Annotated in this window: 18 protein-coding genes; 10 read left to right on the plus strand and 8 right to left on the minus strand. The window is 60.1% G+C overall.

Annotated features, from left to right (window positions below):
• Nucleotides 1-6 precede the first annotated feature (6 nt).
• Nucleotides 7-147, minus strand: coding sequence for a 50S ribosomal protein L34 (gene rpmH, locus ACJ8OK_RS14290; protein WP_000831330.1), 141 nt, complete (start codon nt 145-147; stop codon nt 7-9).
• Between the two features lie 682 nt (nt 148-829).
• Here rpmH and dnaA point away from each other — a divergent pair.
• From dnaA to yidA, 5 genes are all read left to right on the plus strand, one after another.
• Entirely contained in the window at nt 830-2,224 is a 1,395-nt protein-coding gene (dnaA, locus tag ACJ8OK_RS14295) for a chromosomal replication initiator protein DnaA (protein ID WP_004933889.1), read from the plus strand.
• A 4-nt stretch (nt 2,225-2,228) separates the two neighbouring features.
• Nucleotides 2,229-3,329: a DNA polymerase III subunit beta gene (dnaN, locus tag ACJ8OK_RS14300; RefSeq protein ID WP_004933892.1), complete on the plus strand. Its 1,101-nt coding sequence runs from the start codon at nt 2,229-2,231 to the stop codon at nt 3,327-3,329.
• A gap of 45 nt (nt 3,330-3,374) precedes the next feature.
• Nucleotides 3,375-4,460 (plus strand): DNA replication/repair protein RecF, encoded by a 1,086-nt coding sequence (gene recF, locus ACJ8OK_RS14305; protein ID WP_004933895.1) that lies wholly within the window; start codon nt 3,375-3,377, stop codon nt 4,458-4,460.
• Nucleotides 4,461-4,478: 18 nt separating this feature from the next.
• A complete protein-coding gene (gyrB, locus tag ACJ8OK_RS14310) occupies nt 4,479-6,893 on the plus strand; it encodes a DNA topoisomerase (ATP-hydrolyzing) subunit B (RefSeq protein WP_004933898.1) in 2,415 nt (804 codons plus the stop codon).
• Nucleotides 6,894-7,017: 124 nt separating this feature from the next.
• Nucleotides 7,018-7,833, plus strand: coding sequence for a sugar-phosphatase (gene yidA / locus ACJ8OK_RS14315; RefSeq protein ID WP_021504165.1), 816 nt, complete (start codon nt 7,018-7,020; stop codon nt 7,831-7,833).
• A 25-nt stretch (nt 7,834-7,858) separates the two neighbouring features.
• Here the strand turns inward: yidA and ACJ8OK_RS14320 are convergent, their stop codons facing one another.
• Nucleotides 7,859-8,800 (minus strand): ornithine cyclodeaminase family protein, encoded by a 942-nt coding sequence (locus ACJ8OK_RS14320; protein WP_213929647.1) that lies wholly within the window; start codon nt 8,798-8,800, stop codon nt 7,859-7,861.
• On the minus strand, nt 8,787-9,755 hold the full coding sequence (locus tag ACJ8OK_RS14325; RefSeq protein ID WP_033631394.1) for a threonine/serine dehydratase: 969 nt from the start codon (nt 9,753-9,755) through the stop codon (nt 8,787-8,789). The genes ACJ8OK_RS14320 and ACJ8OK_RS14325 overlap by 14 nt, the downstream gene beginning before the upstream one ends.
• Nucleotides 9,756-9,891: 136 nt before the next feature.
• Here ACJ8OK_RS14325 and ACJ8OK_RS14330 point away from each other — a divergent pair, with 136 nt between their 5' ends.
• Together ACJ8OK_RS14330 and ACJ8OK_RS14335 are read left to right on the plus strand one after the other, a co-directional pair.
• Nucleotides 9,892-10,209, plus strand: coding sequence for a hypothetical protein (locus tag ACJ8OK_RS14330; protein WP_134942504.1), 318 nt, complete (start codon nt 9,892-9,894; stop codon nt 10,207-10,209).
• A gap of 38 nt (nt 10,210-10,247) precedes the next feature.
• Entirely contained in the window at nt 10,248-11,528 is a 1,281-nt protein-coding gene (locus ACJ8OK_RS14335) for a DUF3748 domain-containing protein (protein WP_442530653.1), read from the plus strand.
• Nucleotides 11,529-11,558: 30 nt separating this feature from the next.
• On the opposite strand, the gene ACJ8OK_RS14340 is transcribed toward ACJ8OK_RS14335, so the two are convergent.
• A complete protein-coding gene (locus ACJ8OK_RS14340) occupies nt 11,559-11,906 on the minus strand; it encodes a YceK/YidQ family lipoprotein (RefSeq protein WP_082997390.1) in 348 nt (115 codons plus the stop codon).
• Nucleotides 11,907-12,215: 309 nt separating this feature from the next.
• Here ACJ8OK_RS14340 and ibpA point away from each other — a divergent pair, with 309 nt between their 5' ends.
• From ibpA to ACJ8OK_RS14355, 3 genes are all read left to right on the plus strand, one after another.
• Entirely contained in the window at nt 12,216-12,629 is a 414-nt protein-coding gene (gene ibpA / locus ACJ8OK_RS14345) for a small heat shock chaperone IbpA (RefSeq protein WP_004933919.1), read from the plus strand.
• Between the two features lie 107 nt (nt 12,630-12,736).
• The gene (ibpB, locus tag ACJ8OK_RS14350; protein WP_004933922.1) at nt 12,737-13,165 is read left to right on the plus strand and encodes a small heat shock chaperone IbpB; all 429 of its coding nucleotides are present in this window, start codon (nt 12,737-12,739) and stop codon (nt 13,163-13,165) included.
• Between the two features lie 167 nt (nt 13,166-13,332).
• A complete protein-coding gene (locus ACJ8OK_RS14355; protein ID WP_033631397.1) occupies nt 13,333-14,991 on the plus strand; it encodes a putative transporter in 1,659 nt (552 codons plus the stop codon).
• 10 nt (nt 14,992-15,001) lie between these two features.
• Here ACJ8OK_RS14355 and ACJ8OK_RS14360 read toward each other — a convergent pair whose 3' ends face one another.
• The 4 genes from ACJ8OK_RS14360 to ACJ8OK_RS14375 form a co-directional block, all read right to left on the minus strand.
• On the minus strand, nt 15,002-15,382 hold the full coding sequence (locus ACJ8OK_RS14360) for a type II toxin-antitoxin system VapC family toxin (RefSeq protein WP_004933929.1): 381 nt from the start codon (nt 15,380-15,382) through the stop codon (nt 15,002-15,004).
• The gene (locus ACJ8OK_RS14365) at nt 15,382-15,603 is read right to left on the minus strand and encodes a ribbon-helix-helix domain-containing protein (protein ID WP_166730463.1); all 222 of its coding nucleotides are present in this window, start codon (nt 15,601-15,603) and stop codon (nt 15,382-15,384) included. Before ACJ8OK_RS14365 ends, ACJ8OK_RS14360 begins: the two co-directional genes overlap by 1 nt.
• Nucleotides 15,604-15,677: 74 nt before the next feature.
• Entirely contained in the window at nt 15,678-16,928 is a 1,251-nt protein-coding gene (locus ACJ8OK_RS14370) for a valine--pyruvate transaminase (RefSeq protein ID WP_004933935.1), read from the minus strand.
• A 135-nt stretch (nt 16,929-17,063) separates the two neighbouring features.
• The gene (locus tag ACJ8OK_RS14375) at nt 17,064-19,127 is read right to left on the minus strand and encodes an alpha-amylase (RefSeq protein ID WP_033631398.1); all 2,064 of its coding nucleotides are present in this window, start codon (nt 19,125-19,127) and stop codon (nt 17,064-17,066) included.
• Nucleotides 19,128-19,274: the final 147 nt, after the last annotated feature.

Genomic DNA, 19,274 nt, shown 5'->3' on the forward strand with positions numbered 1-19,274 from the left:
GCTTTATTACTTAGAAACAGTCAGACGAGCACGGCCTTTCGCACGACGGCGGGCCAGAACTTGACGACCATTTTTGGTGGCCATACGAGCACGGAAACCGTGGCTACGGTTGCGCTTCAATACGGACGGTTGGAAAGTGCGTTTCATAGCGATTTCTACCTAAACTTAAAATAATTACTGATCAGTAAACGCGTTTGGCTACTCGGCGTGAAGATGACCGACGCCTCAATCGCAATACATAAAGAAGCGGGATTGTAATAATTGTACAGTCCTGAGTCAATTCGCATCGCGCCAGCCTACCTGGTTGTCTGCCAATAACGGAACAAAATCCGCTCTTGGCCCGTGGTCACCGCAGAATCCTGTCTGGCTAATGACGCACCATAAGGAACCAGGTATCACACGTAGGGCGAAGATTATACGGACTCGGGGTGAAATCGCAAGGATCCCCGTGAGATCCTTTGCGCGCGATCGCAGGATCCGGCGTGGATAACAGGGTATAACCGGTTGACAATGTAAAAAACGCGGCGCAGCGGCCGGGATCTGCGCGGTCATTCGGCGCTGGCGGTGAAAAGATCGCCGCCGGCCGCGGCCTGTGGATAAAATGGATCTAATCTGTGAGGAAGGGGAGGATCTCTTGCGCGGATTGCGCTATGATCCGTCATTCCGATCGCGATCCCTCATGCCGGGATCGTGAGGGACACAAACCGTGAAAGGCGGTTCGCATCCCCCACAGGCAAACAGCCGATGCCGGGTATGTGTCAAAAATCATGAGTTATAAAAAAGTTGTCCGTTTCTTTTCTTTATTGATCTTGTTCGAGTGGAGTCCGCCGTGTCACTTTCGCTTTGGCAGCAGTGTCTTGCCCGATTGCAGGATGAGTTACCTGCCACAGAATTTAGTATGTGGATTCGCCCATTGCAGGCGGAACTGAGTGACAACACCCTGGCGCTGTACGCGCCTAACCGTTTTGTGCTGGATTGGGTTCGCGATAAGTACTTAAACAACATCAATGGTCTGCTGAATGATTTCTGCGGCACGGATGCGCCTTTGCTGCGTTTTGAAGTCGGCAGCAAGCCGATCACGCAGGTGATCAGCCAGACCGTGACCGCCAGCGTCAGCAGCGCCCCTGCGGCTCCGGCGGCGCGCACGGCCGCGCCTTCGCGCCCGAGCTGGGACAACGCGGCGGCGCAGCCCGAGCTCTCTTACCGCTCCAACGTCAACCCTAAACACACCTTTGACAACTTCGTCGAGGGTAAGTCCAACCAGCTGGCGCGCGCGGCGGCTCGCCAGGTGGCGGACAATCCGGGCGGCGCCTACAACCCTTTGTTCCTGTATGGCGGCACCGGCCTGGGTAAAACTCACCTGCTGCATGCGGTCGGCAACGGCATCATGGCGCGCAAGGCTAACGCCAAAGTGGTCTACATGCACTCGGAACGCTTTGTGCAGGACATGGTCAAAGCGTTGCAGAACAATGCCATCGAAGAGTTTAAGCGCTACTACCGTTCGGTCGACGCGTTGCTGATCGATGACATCCAATTCTTTGCCAACAAGGAGCGTTCGCAGGAAGAGTTCTTCCATACCTTTAACGCCCTGTTGGAAGGCAATCAGCAGATCATCCTGACTTCGGATCGCTACCCTAAAGAGATCAACGGGGTGGAAGATCGTCTGAAGTCCCGCTTCGGCTGGGGGCTGACGGTGGCGATCGAGCCGCCGGAACTGGAAACCCGCGTGGCGATCCTGATGAAAAAGGCCGACGAAAACGACATTCGCCTGCCGGGCGAAGTGGCGTTCTTCATCGCCAAGCGCCTGCGTTCCAACGTGCGTGAGCTCGAAGGGGCGCTGAACCGCGTGATCGCCAACGCCAACTTTACCGGCCGGGCCATCACCATCGATTTCGTGCGCGAAGCGCTGCGCGATCTGCTGGCGCTGCAGGAAAAGCTGGTCACCATCGACAATATCCAAAAGACGGTGGCGGAGTATTACAAGATTAAAGTCGCGGATTTGCTGTCCAAGCGGCGTTCGCGATCCGTTGCCCGCCCGCGCCAGATGGCGATGGCGCTGGCAAAGGAACTCACCAACCACAGCCTGCCGGAAATCGGCGATGCGTTTGGTGGCCGCGACCATACCACGGTGTTGCACGCCTGCCGGAAGATCGAGCAGCTGCGTGAGGAAAGTCACGACATCAAAGAAGATTTCTCCAATTTAATCAGAACATTATCTTCATAGCGCTATGAAATTTATCGTTGAACGTGAGCATCTGCTAAAACCGCTGCAACAGGTGAGCAGCCCGCTGGGCGGCCGCCCGACCTTGCCGATCCTGGGCAACCTGCTGCTGCAGGTGACGGAAGGCTCCCTGCTGCTGACCGGCACCGATCTGGAGATGGAGATGGTGGCGCGCGTCGCCCTGTCCCAGCCGCACGAGCCGGGTGCGACGACTGTGCCCGCGCGCAAATTCTTTGATATCTGCCGTGGCCTGCCGGAAGGGGCGGAGATTGCCGTCACGCTGGAGAGCGAGCGCATGCTGGTGCGGTCCGGCCGCAGCCGCTTCTCGCTGTCCACGCTGCCCGCGGCGGACTTCCCGAACCTGGACGACTGGCAGAGCGAGGTGGAGTTCACCTTGCCGCAGGCGACGCTGAAGCGCCTGATCGAAGCCACCCAGTTCTCGATGGCCCATCAGGACGTGCGTTACTACCTGAACGGCATGCTGTTTGAAACCGAAGGCGAAGAGCTGCGCACCGTCGCGACCGACGGCCACCGCCTGGCGGTGTGCTCGATGCCGATCGGCCAGCAGCTGCCGTCGCATTCGGTGATCGTGCCGCGTAAAGGGGTGATGGAACTGGTGCGTCTGCTGGACGGCGGCGATTCGCTGCTGCAACTGCAGATCGGCAGCAACAACATCCGCGCCCACGTTGGCGACTTCATCTTCACGTCCAAGCTGGTTGACGGCCGTTTCCCGGACTATCGCCGCGTCTTGCCGAAGAATCCGGACAAAACGCTGGAAGCCGGCTGCGATCTGCTCAAGCAGGCGTTTGCCCGCGCGGCCATTCTCTCGAACGAGAAATTCCGCGGCGTGCGGCTGTACGTCAGCCAGAACCAGCTGAAGATCACCGCCAACAACCCGGAGCAGGAAGAGGCGGAAGAGATCCTCGACGTCAGCTACGACGGCGCGGAGATGGAGATCGGTTTCAACGTCAGCTACGTGCTGGACGTGTTGAACGCGCTCAAGTGTGAAGACGTGCGCCTGCTGTTGACCGACTCGGTCTCCAGCGTGCAGATCGAAGACGGCGCCAGCCAGGCGGCGGCCTACGTTGTCATGCCAATGCGGTTGTAGTCTCGTTACCTTGAATTACAGCACCGTCATCGGTAAAGAGATTGCATGGCTCTGACGCGTTTATTGATTAAAGACTTCCGCAATATCGAGGCGGCGGATTTGGCGCTGGCGCCGGGATTCAACTTCCTGGTCGGCGCCAACGGCAGCGGCAAGACCAGCGTGCTGGAGGCGGTGTATACGCTCGGCCATGGCCGCGCCTTTCGCAGCCTGCAGGCCGGTCGGGTCATTCGCCACGACCAACCGGAGTTCGTGCTGCACGGCCGCATCGAAGGCGCGGAGCGCGAGCTGTCGGTAGGATTGAGCAAGAGCCGTCAGGGTGACAGCAAAGTACGCATCGATGGCAGCGACGGCCACAAGGTGGCCGAGCTGGCGCAGCTGCTGCCCATGCAGCTGATCACCCCCGAAGGTTTTACCCTGCTGAACGGCGGGCCGAAATTCCGGCGCGCTTTCCTGGACTGGGGCTGTTTTCATAACGAACCCGGTTTTTTCACCGCCTGGAGCAACCTGAAACGGTTACTGAAGCAGCGCAATGCCGCGCTGCGCCAGGTGAGTCGCTATGCGCAGATCCGCGCCTGGGATCAGGAACTGATCCCGCTCGCGGAGCGCATCAGCGAATGGCGGGCGGAATACAGCGACGCGATCGCCGCGGATATCACCGCGACCTGCGCGCAGTTTCTGCCTGAATTTGCCCTGAGCTTCTCCTTCCAGCGCGGCTGGGACAAAGAGAGCGACTACGGCGAGCTGCTGGAGCGCCAGTTTGAGCGCGACAGGGCGTTGACCTATACCGCGGTGGGGCCGCATAAAGCGGACTTTCGCATTCGTGCCGACGGCACGCCGGTAGAGGATTTGTTATCGCGCGGTCAGCTTAAGCTGCTGATGTGCGCGTTGCGCTTGGCGCAGGGTGAGTTTCTCACCCGGCAGAGCGGGCGGCGTTGCCTGTATCTGATTGATGATTTTGCCTCCGAGCTGGACACCGGCCGTCGCCGGTTGCTGGCCGATCGCCTGAAAGCCACCCAGGCCCAGGTTTTTGTCAGCGCGGTCAGCGCTGAACAAGTGACCGACATGGCCGGTGAAAAGGGCAAGATGTTCCGCGTGGAACAGGGTAAAATAGAGGTTCAACCACAGGACTAAAATGAGCGAGAAACGTTGATGTCGAATTCTTATGACTCCTCAAGTATCAAGGTATTAAAAGGGCTGGATGCGGTGCGCAAGCGCCCGGGCATGTATATCGGCGATACCGATGACGGCACCGGTCTGCACCACATGGTATTCGAGGTTGTGGACAACGCTATCGACGAAGCGCTCGCGGGCCACTGTAGTGACATTCAGGTCACCATCCATGCCGACAACTCGGTATCGGTACAGGATGACGGCCGCGGCATTCCGACCGGCATTCACCCGGAAGAAGGGGTTTCAGCCGCAGAGGTCATCATGACCGTGCTGCACGCCGGCGGTAAATTCGACGACAACTCCTATAAAGTTTCCGGCGGCCTGCACGGCGTGGGCGTCTCGGTGGTTAACGCCCTGTCTGAGAAACTGGAGCTGGTGATCCGCCGCGAAGGCAAAGTGCACGAACAGACTTACAGCCACGGCGAGCCGCAGGCGCCGCTGAACGTGGTGGGCGAAACCGAGCAGACCGGTACCATGGTGCGTTTCTGGCCGAGCCACCAGACCTTCACCAACGTGACCGAATTCGAGTACGACATTCTGGCCAAGCGCCTGCGCGAGCTGTCCTTCCTCAACTCCGGCGTGTCTATTCGCCTGAAGGACAAGCGCACCGACCGTGAAGACCACTTCCATTACGAAGGCGGCATCAAGGCGTTTGTCGAGTACCTGAACAAGAACAAAACCCCGATCCACCCGAACGTGTTCTACTTCTCCACCGTGAAAGACGACATCGGCGTAGAAGTGGCGCTGCAGTGGAACGACGGTTTCCAGGAAAACATCTACTGCTTCACCAACAACATTCCGCAGCGCGACGGCGGCACGCACCTGGTCGGTTTCCGTACCGCGATGACCCGTACGCTGAACAGCTACATGGAGAAGGAAGGTTACAGCAAGAAGGCCAAGGTCAGCGCCACCGGCGATGACGCGCGTGAAGGCCTGATCGCCGTGGTGTCGGTGAAGGTGCCGGATCCGAAGTTCTCCTCTCAGACCAAGGACAAGCTGGTCTCTTCCGAGGTGAAAACCGCGGTTGAAACGCTGATGAACGAGAAGCTGGTGGATTACCTGATGGAGAATCCGGGCGACGCGAAAATCGTGGTCGGCAAAATCATCGACGCGGCGCGCGCGCGCGAAGCGGCGCGTAAAGCGCGTGAGATGACCCGCCGCAAAGGCGCGCTGGATCTGGCCGGCCTGCCGGGCAAGCTGGCGGACTGCCAGGAACGCGATCCGGCGCTGTCCGAACTGTACCTGGTGGAAGGGGACTCCGCGGGCGGCTCTGCCAAGCAGGGGCGCAACCGCAAGAATCAGGCTATCTTGCCGCTGAAGGGGAAAATCCTCAACGTCGAGAAAGCGCGTTTCGACAAAATGCTCTCTTCGCAGGAAGTGGCGACGCTGATCACCGCGCTGGGTTGCGGCATCGGCCGCGACGAGTACAGCCCGGACAAGCTGCGTTATCACAGCATCATCATCATGACCGATGCCGACGTCGACGGTTCGCACATCCGTACGCTGCTGTTGACCTTCTTCTACCGCCAAATGCCGGAAATCATCGAGCGTGGCCACGTGTTCATCGCACAGCCGCCGCTGTACAAGGTGAAGAAAGGCAAGCAGGAGCAGTACATCAAAGATGACGAGGCGATGGATCAGTACCAGATCGCCATCGCGATGGACGGCGCTACGCTGCACACCAACGCCAGCGCACCGGCGCTCGGCGGCGAGCAGTTGGAAAAACTGGTGGCCGAGCACTACGGCGTGCAGAAGCTGATTGGCCGCATGGAGCGCCGCTACCCGCGCGCGCTGCTGAACAGCCTGATCTACCAGCCGACGCTGAACGAAGGCGATCTCAGCGATGAAGCCAAGGTGAAGACCTGGATCGCGTCGTTGGTGCAGGCGCTGAACGACAAAGAGCAGCACGGCAGCAGCTATGACTTCGTGATCTTCGAGAACCGCGAACGCCAGATGTTCGAGCCGGCGTTGCGCATCCGCACCCACGGCGTGGATACCGACTACAAGCTGGACTTCGACTTCATCCACGGCGGTGAATACCGCAAGATCTGCCAACTGGGCGAGCAGCTGCGCGGGCTGATCGAAGAGGGCGCGTTCATCGAGCGCGGCGAACGCCGTCAGCCGGTAGACAGCTTCGAACAGGCGCTGGAGTGGCTGGTGAAAGAGTCGCGCCGCGGCCTGTCCGTACAGCGTTATAAAGGTCTGGGCGAGATGAACCCGGAGCAGCTGTGGGAAACCACCATGGATCCGGAAAGCCGCCGCATGCTGCGCGTGACCGTCAAGGACGCCATCGCTGCCGATCAGCTGTTCACCACGCTGATGGGCGATGCGGTTGAGCCGCGCCGCGCCTTTATCGAAGAAAACGCCCTGAAAGCGGCGAACATCGATATCTGATGCGTTAATGGCTGTGAAAATCCGCGCCGGGCGACCCGCGCGGATTTTTTTACGCCTTTTTTGGCGCTGACAGCCGAGGCTGAAACGCGTTAGCATGAATAAAAACCACTGGGAGAAGCGTTGAATGGCTATTGAACTGATTGCGATCGACATGGACGGCACGTTGCTGGATCCGCAGCATCAAATCACGCCGGCGGTAAAGCAGGCTATCGCGGCGGCGCGGCGTAAAGGGGTGCACGTGGTGCTGGCAACCGGGCGGCCTTATGTCGGCGTGCAGGACTATCTGCGCCAGTTGGACATTCAGGGCCCCGGCGATTTCTGTATCACCTATAACGGTGCGCTGGTGTTGCGCGCGGTCGACGGCGCCTGCATCCTGCAGGAAACCCTGGGCTTCGAGGATTATCTGCACTTCGAGCAGATGGCGCGCGAGTTAGGCGTTCACTTCCAGGCGTTTGATTTCGATACCTTGTATACCCCGAACAAGGACATCGGCAAGTACACCATACACGAGGCGGAAATGACCGGCATTCCGCTGAAATACCGCAGCGTGGAAGAGATGGATCGCCAGATGCGTTTTCCAAAAGTGATGATGATCGACGAACCGGCGCTGCTGGACAGCGCCATCGCGCGCATCCCGGAGGAAACGCGCGCGCGTTACACTATCTTGAAAAGTGCGCCTTACTACCTCGAGATCTTACATAAAAACGTCGATAAGGGCGCCGGGGTGAAAATGCTGGCCGAGCACCTCGGCGTGGCGCGGGAAAACATCATGACGCTGGGGGATCAGGCTAACGATACGGCGATGATCGAATATGCCGGCGTCGGCGTGGCGATGGGCAACGCCATTCCCGAGCTGAAAGCGGTGGCGCAGTTTGTCACCAGCGCCAATACCGAAGACGGCGTGGCGCGCGCTATCGAGAAGTTCGTGCTCAACGCCTGAGAAAACGGGGCGCTGCGGCGCCCCTTTATACTTTCGCCAACACCCCTTTGGCGATCTGCAGATCCTGAATCGCCAAGCCGGTGAGATCGGCGATGGTGATGTGCTGCGGCTCGCGTCGTACCCGCCCGCCCTGCGCCAATGCGGCGCCCATTTCGACGATCGGCGTTGAAGTCAGCTTGTTCTGCCGATAAGCCATCGCGATCTCGCCATAGTCTGTGCACTGAGCCAGCGCATCGACCAACAGCGCGTCCGCGCGGGCCACCAGCTCGGTCGCCAGCTCCTGCTTACCGGGCGCGTCGGCACCCACCGCGGTAATGTGCGTGCCGGGCCGAATATCCGCCGCCTGCAAAATCGGTTCGCGGCTGGGCGTGGTGGTGACGATCAGCTGACAGTGCGCCGCCAGCTCCGCCGCCTCCTGCGTGACCCACACCCGAAATCCCTCAGCCTCGGCATCGCGCCGATACGCCGCCAGCGCCTGTTCGTTGCGGCCCCACACCCATACCTCGCGGCAATCGGTCACCGGTTTCAGACATTGCAGCTGCAGCCGCGCCTGCAGGCCGGTGCCAACCATGCCGATCGCCTGAATATGCGGCGGCGCGCACAGCTCGGCGGCGATGCGGCCGGCCAGGGCGGTGCGCAGCGCGGTCAGCCAACCTTCATCTTGCAGCAGCGCCTGCGGCTCGCCGGTCTGGGCGGAGAACGCCATCATCAGCCCCTGATTGCTCGGCAGGCCGTGTTCGGCATTGCGATAGAAACCGGTAGAGATCTTGACCACGAAAAGTTCGTCGCCTTCCAACCAGGCGGATTTGATGCAGCAGTCGCCGGCGGCTTGCTCGAACAGGAAATGCTGCGCCGGCGGCTGTTGTACCCGCTGTTGCGAGTAGGCGATAAAACCCTGCTTCAGCAGCGGCGTTATGATCTCGGCGTCGAACGCGGCGAGAATTTGCTGCCGATTAAGGATGCGCATCGGCGATGGCCTTGAGGTATTTCTCCAGCACGATGTTTTTACCGCACAGCACCACCGCCACCTTTTTACCTCGGTATTCCGGCGCCAGTTTGATCGCCGCCGCCAGCGCTACGCCTGCTGCGCCTTCGATAATCCAGCGATCGCTGGCGGCGATCCGGCGCATCGCGCGTTTGATCTCCGCCTCGCTGACCAGCACTTTACGGTCAATCAGCTGCTGGCACAGCGGGAAGGTCACGGCGCCCGGCTCGACGCCGCCGGCGGTGCCGTCGGACAGGGTTTCTTGTTCTTCCACCGGGAAGATATGGCCGGCTTCCAACGCGCTGTACAGGCTGGTGGCGTTTTCCGGCCAGCAGGCGATAAGCTGCGTGTTTGGCGACAGTTGCCGCAGAACGGTGCCGATGCCGGCGATATAGCCACCGCCGCCGACCGCCACGAACACCGCGTCCAGATCGGCGAGTTGTTCAACCAGCTCCATGCCGCAGGTGCCCTGGCCGGCGATCACCTGTTCGTCATTATACGGCGAGATATAGGTTTTCCCCTGTTCGCGTGCGGCTTGTTCCCCCGCCAGTTCGGCGTTCAGCGCGTCGCCCGGCACCAATTCCACGGTGCCGCCCAGCGCCCGGATGGTGTCGAGCTTGATGCTCGCCGCCGTCTCCGGCGCATAAACCGTGACGCCAACGCCCATCCGTTGCCCCGCCAGGGCGACAGCCTGGCCGTGGTTGCCGGTTGAGGCGGCGATCACGCCGCGCCGGCGTTGCTCGTTATCCAACAGCCGCAGCTTGTTGCTGGCGCCGCGAAATTTAAAGGAACCGGTGTGCTGCAGGTGATCGCATTTCAAATACAGCTCGCAACCCAATTGCTGAGAAAGCAGCACGCTGCGCTCCAGCGGCGTGACCCGCACTTGAGGGCGCAGTTGCTGATGAGCGGAAACAATGGCATCGAAGAGGGTGTTCATACCGGCTCCAGAAGATTTATTTTGGACTTAAAAATCCAGTTTGTACTTTTTTGTATTGATTGTAAACCCCGCGGCCCGACCTTCGGGCACACCGATCAGAAAACGGCAATGGTCGGCGGGAGCATTGCCGTTTTCGGTGAAAATAATCATAAACCTGTCGTTTAGCGGCCCGATTTTTTATTTATTTGCGTTAAGTAAGGCGCTGCCGCTGCCTTATTCTTATAAGGGAAGTGAGAATGAAAAAATAGCGTTTGCATCACCCACCTCTATTACATTGGCGCCGTTGAGTCTCGCCGGCAGGAATTCGATCGCCTGGTCGGCCGCTTATTTCCTGCCGACGCCGTCGATCGGCTTAAATGATAAGACGCTGGAAAATAATTGCGTGATTTCGAATCGAAAAATCCTCCCGCCTCACCCTCACAGGCCATATGAAACGCTGCGGGCGATCCGGTAAGATGACGGCTCAGTGCCAGCATGTGCAGGAGAGCCGCCATGAGCCATCGGGAAAAACAACTGACTTTCGACCCTCGTGGGCATCAGTTAACCAATATCAACGTCTGGACGCCGGACAGCCAATGGCTGGCTTATGACGTGCGCCCGCACGGCGCCTTTTTCACCGGCCTCAGCATCAAGCGTGTCAACGTCGCCAGCGGCGCGGTGGAGGTGATTTATCGCGCCCAGCACGGCGCCCACGTCGGCGTGGTCACGGTCAGCCCCGATGCGCCGGCGCGCTATGCCTTTATTCACGGACCTGAGCACCCGGACAGCGCCTGGCAGTATGATTTTCACCACCGCCGCGGGGTGATCGTCAGCGAACCGGATCGCGAGTTGGCCATCACCCTCGACGCGCTGGATATCACCGCGCCCTATACCCCCGGCGCGCTGCGCGGCGGCAGCCACGTGCACGTTTTCAGTCCGGACGGCAGCCGCCTTAGCTTTACCTATAACGATCACGTGATGCATGAACGCGATCCGGCGCGCGATCTGCGCAACGTCGGCGTGGCCGTGCCGCTGCACGGGGTTAATCCGCCAAAACAGCACCCGCGCGAGTACGACGGCAGCCACTATTGCGTGTTGGTCAGCGAGACGGTGCCGCAGCCGCGGCCGGGCAGCGATCAGATCAATCGCGCTTACGAAGAAGGCTGGATCGGCCGCGAAGGCTACCGTAAGGCCGACGGCAGCCGGCAGCGCTGGGCGCTGGCATTTATCGGCGATACGTTGTCCGCCGCCGGAGAGAAGCTGCCTGAGGTGTTTATCGTCGATCTGCCGGAGAACGACGTCGACTACGCCCGGGCGGGCGCTCTGCCGCTGCAGGGGACGGAAAGCGAGCTGCCGGCGCCGCCGCTTGGCGTCAGGCAGCGGCGGGTAACCTTTACCGGGGATCGCCGTTTTCCTGGCGTGGCTGGTGCGCCGCGCCACTGGTTGCGCAGTTCGCCGGACGGCAGCCAGATAGCTTTTCTGATGAAGGACGACGGCGGCGTGGTGCAGCTGTGGACGGTGTCGCCTAACGGTGGCGAGCCGCACCAGGTGAGCCGCAGCGAGCATGACATCCAGTCGGCGTTCAGCTGGCACCCGCAGGGCGGGACGATAGCCCTGGTGTGCGACAACAGCGTGATGCTGTGCGAGGTGGCCAGCGGTCGCCTGCAGCGTTTGACGCCGCGCAGCGTGCAGCCGCCGTCGGGGGATGCCGTGGTGTTCTCGCCGGATGGCAAGAAAGTGGCGTTTATGCGCGAGATAGCGGGGTTCAACCAGATCTTCGTGGTTGAGGCGTAAGACGGGCCTGATGACCCGCTGCGTGCGCGATTAGTGCGTGGCGGTGCTGTCGTCGCCCTGGCCGGGATTGCCGGTCGCCGCCAAATTCTGCTGCTCGCTGCGCAGGATACGCGCTTTTGGCGAGTCTGCGGTGGCGTCGTTGCCGGAGCGCAGATAGTCGTAAGGCAGCAGCACGGTATCCATCACCGCGGAGAACGGCAGATCCAGCGCCACCAGCGGCATCATCGCCCAGCTGGTGTTGTCGTCCTTCAGCATGTCCACGCTGGCGCGGGTGCCGGGATAGTAACCCTGATTCGGGCCGGTATGGCTCATTACGCTGGAGCAACCGCTGGTCACCAACAACATGCAGCCCGTCGCTATCGCTTTCATCGTCGTCATTAATCCATCCTGCAGGGTTGCTGTTCCCCTAAATTAAGCTGATTTATAACATCCTGTTGTTGCTTTAAAAGAAGCAAAATCCCGCTCTGTGGCGGCTCTCTCACTTTAGTGTAAGTGGTAAAAAAACTTTTACCTTATTGGTGCAAGTTTTTTTTGATCCTCGCCTGTTGAATTGATGAAAGCAACCCCCATTTTATCATTAGAGCCGAATTGAGAATTCGCCGTAAGGGAATTCTGGCTTAATTAGCCTGTCCAGAGTGGAAGGCGTATTTATTTCAACCTCGCTGAAGTGCCTTAGGAGGCTGTTTTATGCGTAATTTTGATCTTTCCCCGCTATACCGTTCCGCCATCGGTTTCGATCGCCTGTTCAACGCGCTGGAGGCTGGCCAGAGTCAGGGCAACGGCGGTTATCCCCCTTATAATGTCGAGCTGGTGGATGAAAATCATTATCGGATCGCCATCGCGGTAGCCGGGTTTGCCGAGCAGGAGCTGGAGATCACCACACAGGACAATCTGCTGATCGTGCGCGGGGCGCACAACAATGAACCGGCAGAAAAAACCTATTTATACCAGGGCATCGCCGAGCGTAATTTCGAGCGTAAATTCCAGCTGGCCGAACATATTCAAATTAAAGGCGCCAAACTGGAGAATGGCCTGTTGTATATCGACATGCAACGCATCGTGCCGGAAACATTAAAACCGCGCCGCATCGAAATTAAATAAATTTCCGTTTCGCCGGCAGGTACGCTGCCGGTAAATATGAAGTCATGATTAGCCTGCCGTCAGGGGGCTGAGTAAACACATCTCGCTTAATGAAAGGAGTTGTTCCTATGCGTAATTACGATTTATCCCCGCTTCTGCGTCAGTGGATTGGTTTTGATAAATTGGCCAGTTCAATGGGCGGCCAGGAACCCCAGGGGTTCCCGCCGTATAACATCGAGAAAAGTGACGACAATCACTACCGCATTTCTCTGGCGCTGGCCGGTTTCCGGCAGAGCGAACTGAATATCGAAGTGGAAGGGCCGCGGCTGACCGTCAGCGGTAAACCCACGCCGCCGGAAAAACAGGTTGAATACCTGCATCAGGGCTTGGTGTGCAAAGAGTTCCAGCTGACTTTCACCCTGGCGGAGCATCTGCAGGTGTCCGAAGCCAAATTTGAAAACGGTCTGCTGCACATCGATCTGGTGCGTCAGGTGCCGGAAGCCTTGCAGCCTCAGCGCATCGCTATCGGCGCGACGCCGGAGCTGGAAGCGAAATAACCGGCTGAAAAACGGTCATCATCATGCGGGGGAGATCCAAACGGATCTCCCCCGTTGCGTTATGTGGCGCACGCCACAGTCCCCCCGTCTGCCCGATGCCATAATCCTTGTTAATTGTGTGTCTTTGGCCGCAAATCCCATATTCAACTTTGGCAAGGATGTGACCTATGAGCGATATCGCCCTGACCGTCAGCATGTTGGCGTTGGCGGCCGTCATTGGGCTGTGGATGGGGAACTGGAAGCTGTATGGCGTCGGGTTGGGCATTGGCGGCGTGCTGTTCGGCGGTATCCTGGTCGGCCACTTTGCCCAGAGCGGGCAAATCAGCCTGAATGGGGACATGCTGCACTTTATCCAGGAGTTTGGCCTGATCCTGTTCGTCTACACCATCGGCATCCAGGTCGGCCCCGGTTTCTTCTCTTCGCTGCGCGTCTCCGGTCTGCGGCTCAACGCCTTCGCGGTGCTGCTGGTGCTGACCGGCGGCATCGTGGCGGCGGCGGTACACAAGCTGTTCGACGTGCCGCTGCCGATCATCCTCGGCGTGTTCTCCGGCGCGGTCACCAACACCCCGGCGCTGGGCGCCGGTCAACAAATCCTGACCGATCTCGGTTCCGATCCGGCGCTGGTGGACGGCATGGGGATGGGTTACGCCATGGCCTATCCGTTCGGCATATGCGGCATCCTGCTGGTAATGTGGCTGATCCGGCTGTTTTTCCGCATCAACATCGAGCGTGAGGCTCAGGCGTTTGAAAGCAGCCTGGGCAATCAGCGCGAGTTGCTGCACGCCATCAACGTGGCGGTGCGCAACCCCAATCTGCAGGGCATGGCGATCAAAAGCGTGCCGCTGCTCAACGGTGAAGCGATCGTCTGTTCGCGCCTCAAGCGCGGGGAGCTGTTGATGGTGCCGGCGCCGCACGAGCGGCTGGAGCTTGGCGACTACCTGCACCTGGTGGGCAAACGCGAAGATCTGGAGAACGCCCGGTTGGTGATCGGTGAAGAGGTGGATGCCTCGCTGTCGACGCGCGGCACTGCGCTGCAGGTGGTGAGGGCGGTGGTGACCAACGAGCAGGTGCTGGGCAAGAAAATCCGCGATCTGAACCTGAAGCGAAAGTATGACGTGGTGATTTCACGCCTCAACCGCGCCGGCGTCGAGCTGGTGGCCGGCAGCAACGTGACGCTGCAGTTTGGCGACATTCTCAACCTGGTCGGCCGGCCGGAGGCCATCGACGCGGTGACGGCGATTGTCGGCAACGCCCAACAAAAACTGCAGCAGGTGCAGATGCTGCCGGTCTTTATCGGTATTGGTCTCGGGGTATTGCTCGGTTCCATTCCGCTGTTTGTGCCCGGCTTCCCGGCGGCATTGCGGCTGGGGCTGGCCGGCGGGCCGCTGGTGGCGGCGCTGATCCTGGGGCGCATCGGCAGCATCGGCAAGCTGTACTGGTTTATGCCGCCGAGCGCCAACCTGGCGCTGCGCGAACTGGGCATCGTGCTGTTTCTGGCGGTGGTTGGTTTGAAATCGGGCGGTAACTTCATCGATACGTTGCTGCACGGCGAGGGGCTGACGTGGGTCGGGTACGGCGCCTTGATCACCGCGATTCCGTTGCTGAGCGTCGGTATTCTGGCGCGCACGGTGGGCAAGATGAACTACCTGACGCTGTCCGGCATGCTGGCGGGATCGATGACCGATCCGCCGGCGCTGGCGTTCGCCAACGGTCTGCATCCCACCAGCGGCGCCGCGGCGCTGTCTTACGCCACCGTTTATCCGCTGGCGATGTTCCTGCGCATCATGTCGCCGCAGCTGCTGGCGGTGCTGTTCTGGACGCTATAGCGCTGCCCGACTACAGCCGGTAAGGCATTAACACGCCGTTGTCAGTGCCAAAATCTTTGGGGTTGCGGGAGATGAGCGTCCGGAACCCCACCTGCGCGGTGGCCCAGATAATGGCGTCCGGCAGCTTCACATGCTGTGAGTGGCGCAGTTCTACGGCGCGTTCGGCAACTTCATCGGTAATAGGCAGCAGCAGGAATTGCCCTAAAAACTGGCGCGTTTTCAGCTCCAGCGCCGGCCCCTGCTTTTTGGCACCCACCATCACTTCCATCCAGGTGATGGCGCTAATAGCCGGATTGGTGTGGTATTCGGTCAAAACGTCTTTGGCTTGAGGAATGCCGTTGAGATAATCGATCAGAATATTGGTGTCGAATAACGCCCGTTGAGCCACCATTATTCCCACTCCTCGCGCTGACGATTTTCGTAGTCCACGCCATCTCCCATCGCCCCGGACCAGAGCCCGAAAGCATTGCTGGGATCTTCAACGTGGTTCTCCATCAGATAGCGGGAGACGGCCTGACGGATGATTTCGGCCCGGGGAACGTGGCGGATATTTTTCAGATTGTCGAGCTGCCGCAGGTCTTCTTCAGGTAAATCGATCACGATGCGAGTCATCGCTAGCCCTCCAAAAAAAGATATACGATATATGCATCGTATATCTTTATCGGTCGATTTTCAATCAGCTGGCATTAGCCTTCCTGATGCGCGCGTTCGATCTCTTCTGCCAGGATCGCCACGCCGCGCTCGATTTTCTCCGGGTCGGGCACGTAGTTCATGCGCATGCACTGGTGGGTGTGCGGCCAGTCGTGCTCCAGCCCCGGGAAGAAGTAGTGGCCCGGCACCATCAGCACGCCGCGCTTTTTCAGGCGCTGATACAGCACCTCGGTAGTGATCGGCAGATCCTTGAACCACAGCCAGAGGAAGATGGCCCCTTCCGGTTTGTGGATCAGGCAGCGCTCCGGCGACAGGTAGCGGCGGATAATCTCGATGGTGTGTTCGACGCGCTGTTTGTAAAACGGGCGAATCACCTCGTTCGACAGGCGCAGCAGATCGCCGCGCGCGATCATTTCTGTTGCCATCGCCGGCCCCATGCTGCCCGGCGACAGGCTGATGATGCCGTTCATGTTGGTCAGCGCGGTGATCACCTTCTCGTCGGCGATCACGATGCCGCAGCGCGAGCCCGGCAGGCCGAGTTTGGACAGGCTCATGCACAGGATGGTGTTCGGGTTCCACAGCGGCGTGGCGTCGCTGAAGATAATGCCGGGGAAAGGCACGCCGTAGGCGTTGTCGATCACCAGCGGAATATCGCGCTGCTGCGCCAGCAGGTCGAGCTTCATCAGCTCTTCGTCGGTGATCACGTTGCCGGTCGGGTTGGTCGGCCGTGAAACGCAGATCATGCCGATGTCGTCGCCAATGGTGAGGTGTTCGAAATCAACGTGATATTTGAACTGGCCGTCCGGCAGCAGCTCGATGTTCGGTTTGGCGGAGACGAACAGCCCTTCGTCCAGCCCGGCATCGGCATAGCCGATATATTCTGGCGCCAATGGGAACAGCACGCGGCGGCGCGAACCGTCGGCGTAGCGGCCGGCGAACAGGTTGAACAAGTAGAAAAACGCGCTTTGGCTGCCGTTCGTCAGTGCAATATTCTGTGGCGAAATCTCCCAGCCGAGCTCGTCGCGCAGCAGATTGGCCAGCGCTTTCAGCAGCGCATCCTTGCCTTGCGGGCCGTCGTAGTTGCACAGCGCCTCGGTCAGTTTGCCCTGGTCGAGCATCTCCTGGCACAGCTGTTTGAAGTAGGCTTCCATCTCTGGGATCTGCGCCGGGTTGCCGCCGCCGAGCATGATGGCACCGGGGGTGCGCAGGCCTTCGTTCAGGTCGTCCATCAAACGGGTAATGCCCGCATAACGGGTAAATTTTTCGCCGAAAAGTGAGAAAGTCATAGGTGTAGCAATACTGTTTTTTAGCAGGTAATCCCCCACCATACCGCCAGACAAATCCCTCTGCAATGCGGCCGACAAATCGACCAGTGGGCAAAAGCTTCGCTCATCGGCCGATTGTCAGCATATTACGCTGGATTATTGTGACCGTTCGCCGGCCCATACCACCATCACCTTATCGTCGCCGAGCCGGCGGCTGAAGGCGTAGTAGGCGGCGTGTGGCAGCGGGGTTTGCACGCCGCCGCCGATCGCCGGATGGCGAGCGCGGAACTGTCCCAACCGTTGCCAGTGGGCCAGCAGCGAGGCTTTTTCCCCCTGCAACTCAGGCCAGTTCATGTCGGAGCGGGTGCCCTGCAGAGGATCGGAACCGGTTGGGCCGAGCGGGCGGCCGCTTTCATCGCCGTAGTAAATCTGCACCGCCCCCGGCGCCAGCAACAGCAGGTTTGCCGCCCGCTGTTGGCGCACCTGCGAGCCTTTGGCGTCGCTGGCGAAGAACAGCCGGGTGTCATGTGAAGAGAGGTAGCTCAGCACGTTGAAATCCTGCAGCCGCTCGGCCATCTGCCGGTAGGTGGCATCGATGTCGGCAAAGCAGCCCAGCGCCTGCGACGCCTGGTCCTGGAAATCGAAGTTGATCATCGCGTCGAAGCCGTTTTGGTAATAGTCGCTTTTCATCACCCCGTGGCCCCAGGCCTCGCCGGTCATCCAAAACGGCGCGTCATCCAGCGCCTGCTGCGGATGCTCCGCTTTCCACGCCGCCAATGCCGCCGTGGCGCGCTGCTTCAACAGCGCCAGCGTCGGTTTTTCCACGTGCTTGGCGGTGTCGACGCGAAAACCGTCGATGCCGTAATCGCGCACCCACTGGCTGAGCCAGACGGTCAGGTAATCGCGGGTGGTGGCGCCGGGAATGTCGCGAGCGGCGGTGTCGGGTTTGTGGCGATAGAACAGCGGCAGGCCGCTGGCGCCGGGCGCTTCGGTTTTGATGTCCGGCAGGAAGGCCAGCGACATTGTCAGGTCGTCATAGCCCGGCGCGTCATAGTCGCCGATGTCGGTGCGGATCCAGTTTTTCCCCCACCATGGGCGCCAGCCCGCCTTGTCGCTGAAATTGATATAGTCGTTGAAGCTGTGCCAGTTTTGCCCTGGCCCGGGGCGCCAGTCGTTCCAGCTTTTCCCCAGGGTTTTCTCCACCTCTGCACCCTGCAGATACAGCGAGCCGAAGTGGAACGTTTGCATATCCGCCAGCGTGGCGTAGCCGACATGATTCACCACCACGTCGAACAGAATGCGAATGCCGCGCTGATGGGCCTGCTCGACCAGCGTGCGCAGCTCCTGTTCGGTGCCCATGTTGGCGTCGAGGCGCGTCCAGTCCAGCGCGTAATAGCCGTGATAGGCGTAATGCGGGAAATCGCCTTGGGTGCCGCCGCCGACCCAGCCGTGGATCTGCTCCAGCGGTGAGCTGATCCACAAGGCGTTGACGCCGAGCTGCTGCAGATAATCCAGCTTCTGCGTCAGGCCGGCCAGATCGCCGCCGTGAAAGGTGCCTATTTCCTGCAGGCCGTCGCTGCGGCGCCCGTAGCTGTGGTCATTGGCCGGATTGCCGTTCTCAAAGCGATCGGTCAGCACGAAGTAGACCGTGGCGTTATGCCAACTGAACGCCGCCGGTTTCGCCGTGGCGGCGGATTCCAGCAGCAACAGGCCGCCGCTGGCGGCGGCGGGCTGCAACGTGATTTTCCCCTGGCTCACCTGCGCCGTTTGGCCGGAATAGAAATCGCGCAGCGTTTCGCCTTCGGCGAAGGTGGAGGCGACGTCGACCGTGACCGGCTTGCCGTCCCAGCGCGGGCAACTGCGCACGGCAACGGCGGCGCTTTCCGGCGCGCTGCTCAGGCTGAGCTGCAGCGTCGGCGTGCCGCTGCGGGTGTCGATGCGCACCTGATAATCGCCGGCGCGGAACTGCCGCCAGCTGACCGGCGGATGGGCGCCACAGGGCTGCAGCGACAGCGTTTGGTTAAGCTTCACCGCCTCGGCCGGCTGCCAGCAGCGGTTATCCTGATACAGCCGTAGCGGCAGCTGGCCTTTGGGCAGCGCGGCCTGGCTGGCGAACAGCCCGGCGGCAGTTTCGTCGAAGGCCGGGAAACCCGGCAACGTCCAGCCGGCCAGCGCCGAAGGCGACAGCAGTATCAACAAGGGCAGGGGTAACAGTTTCATGGCTCTCCTTACGCGTGGCAGGAAGCGTTTTTTCCGCTGGGTAGCGCCAGTGTGGCAAACGGCGGAAAAATGGCCTCCTCCCTGCGAGGTTTTTTCGGGGAGGAGGAGAAGGGCGGAGCGTTTTCGGATTGATTCGGCTTGGCTTTG

Origin of the sequence: Serratia sp. CY71090 (assembly GCF_052166845.1) — a bacterium.
Classification (GTDB): Bacteria; Pseudomonadota; Gammaproteobacteria; order Enterobacterales; family Enterobacteriaceae; genus Serratia; species Serratia nematodiphila.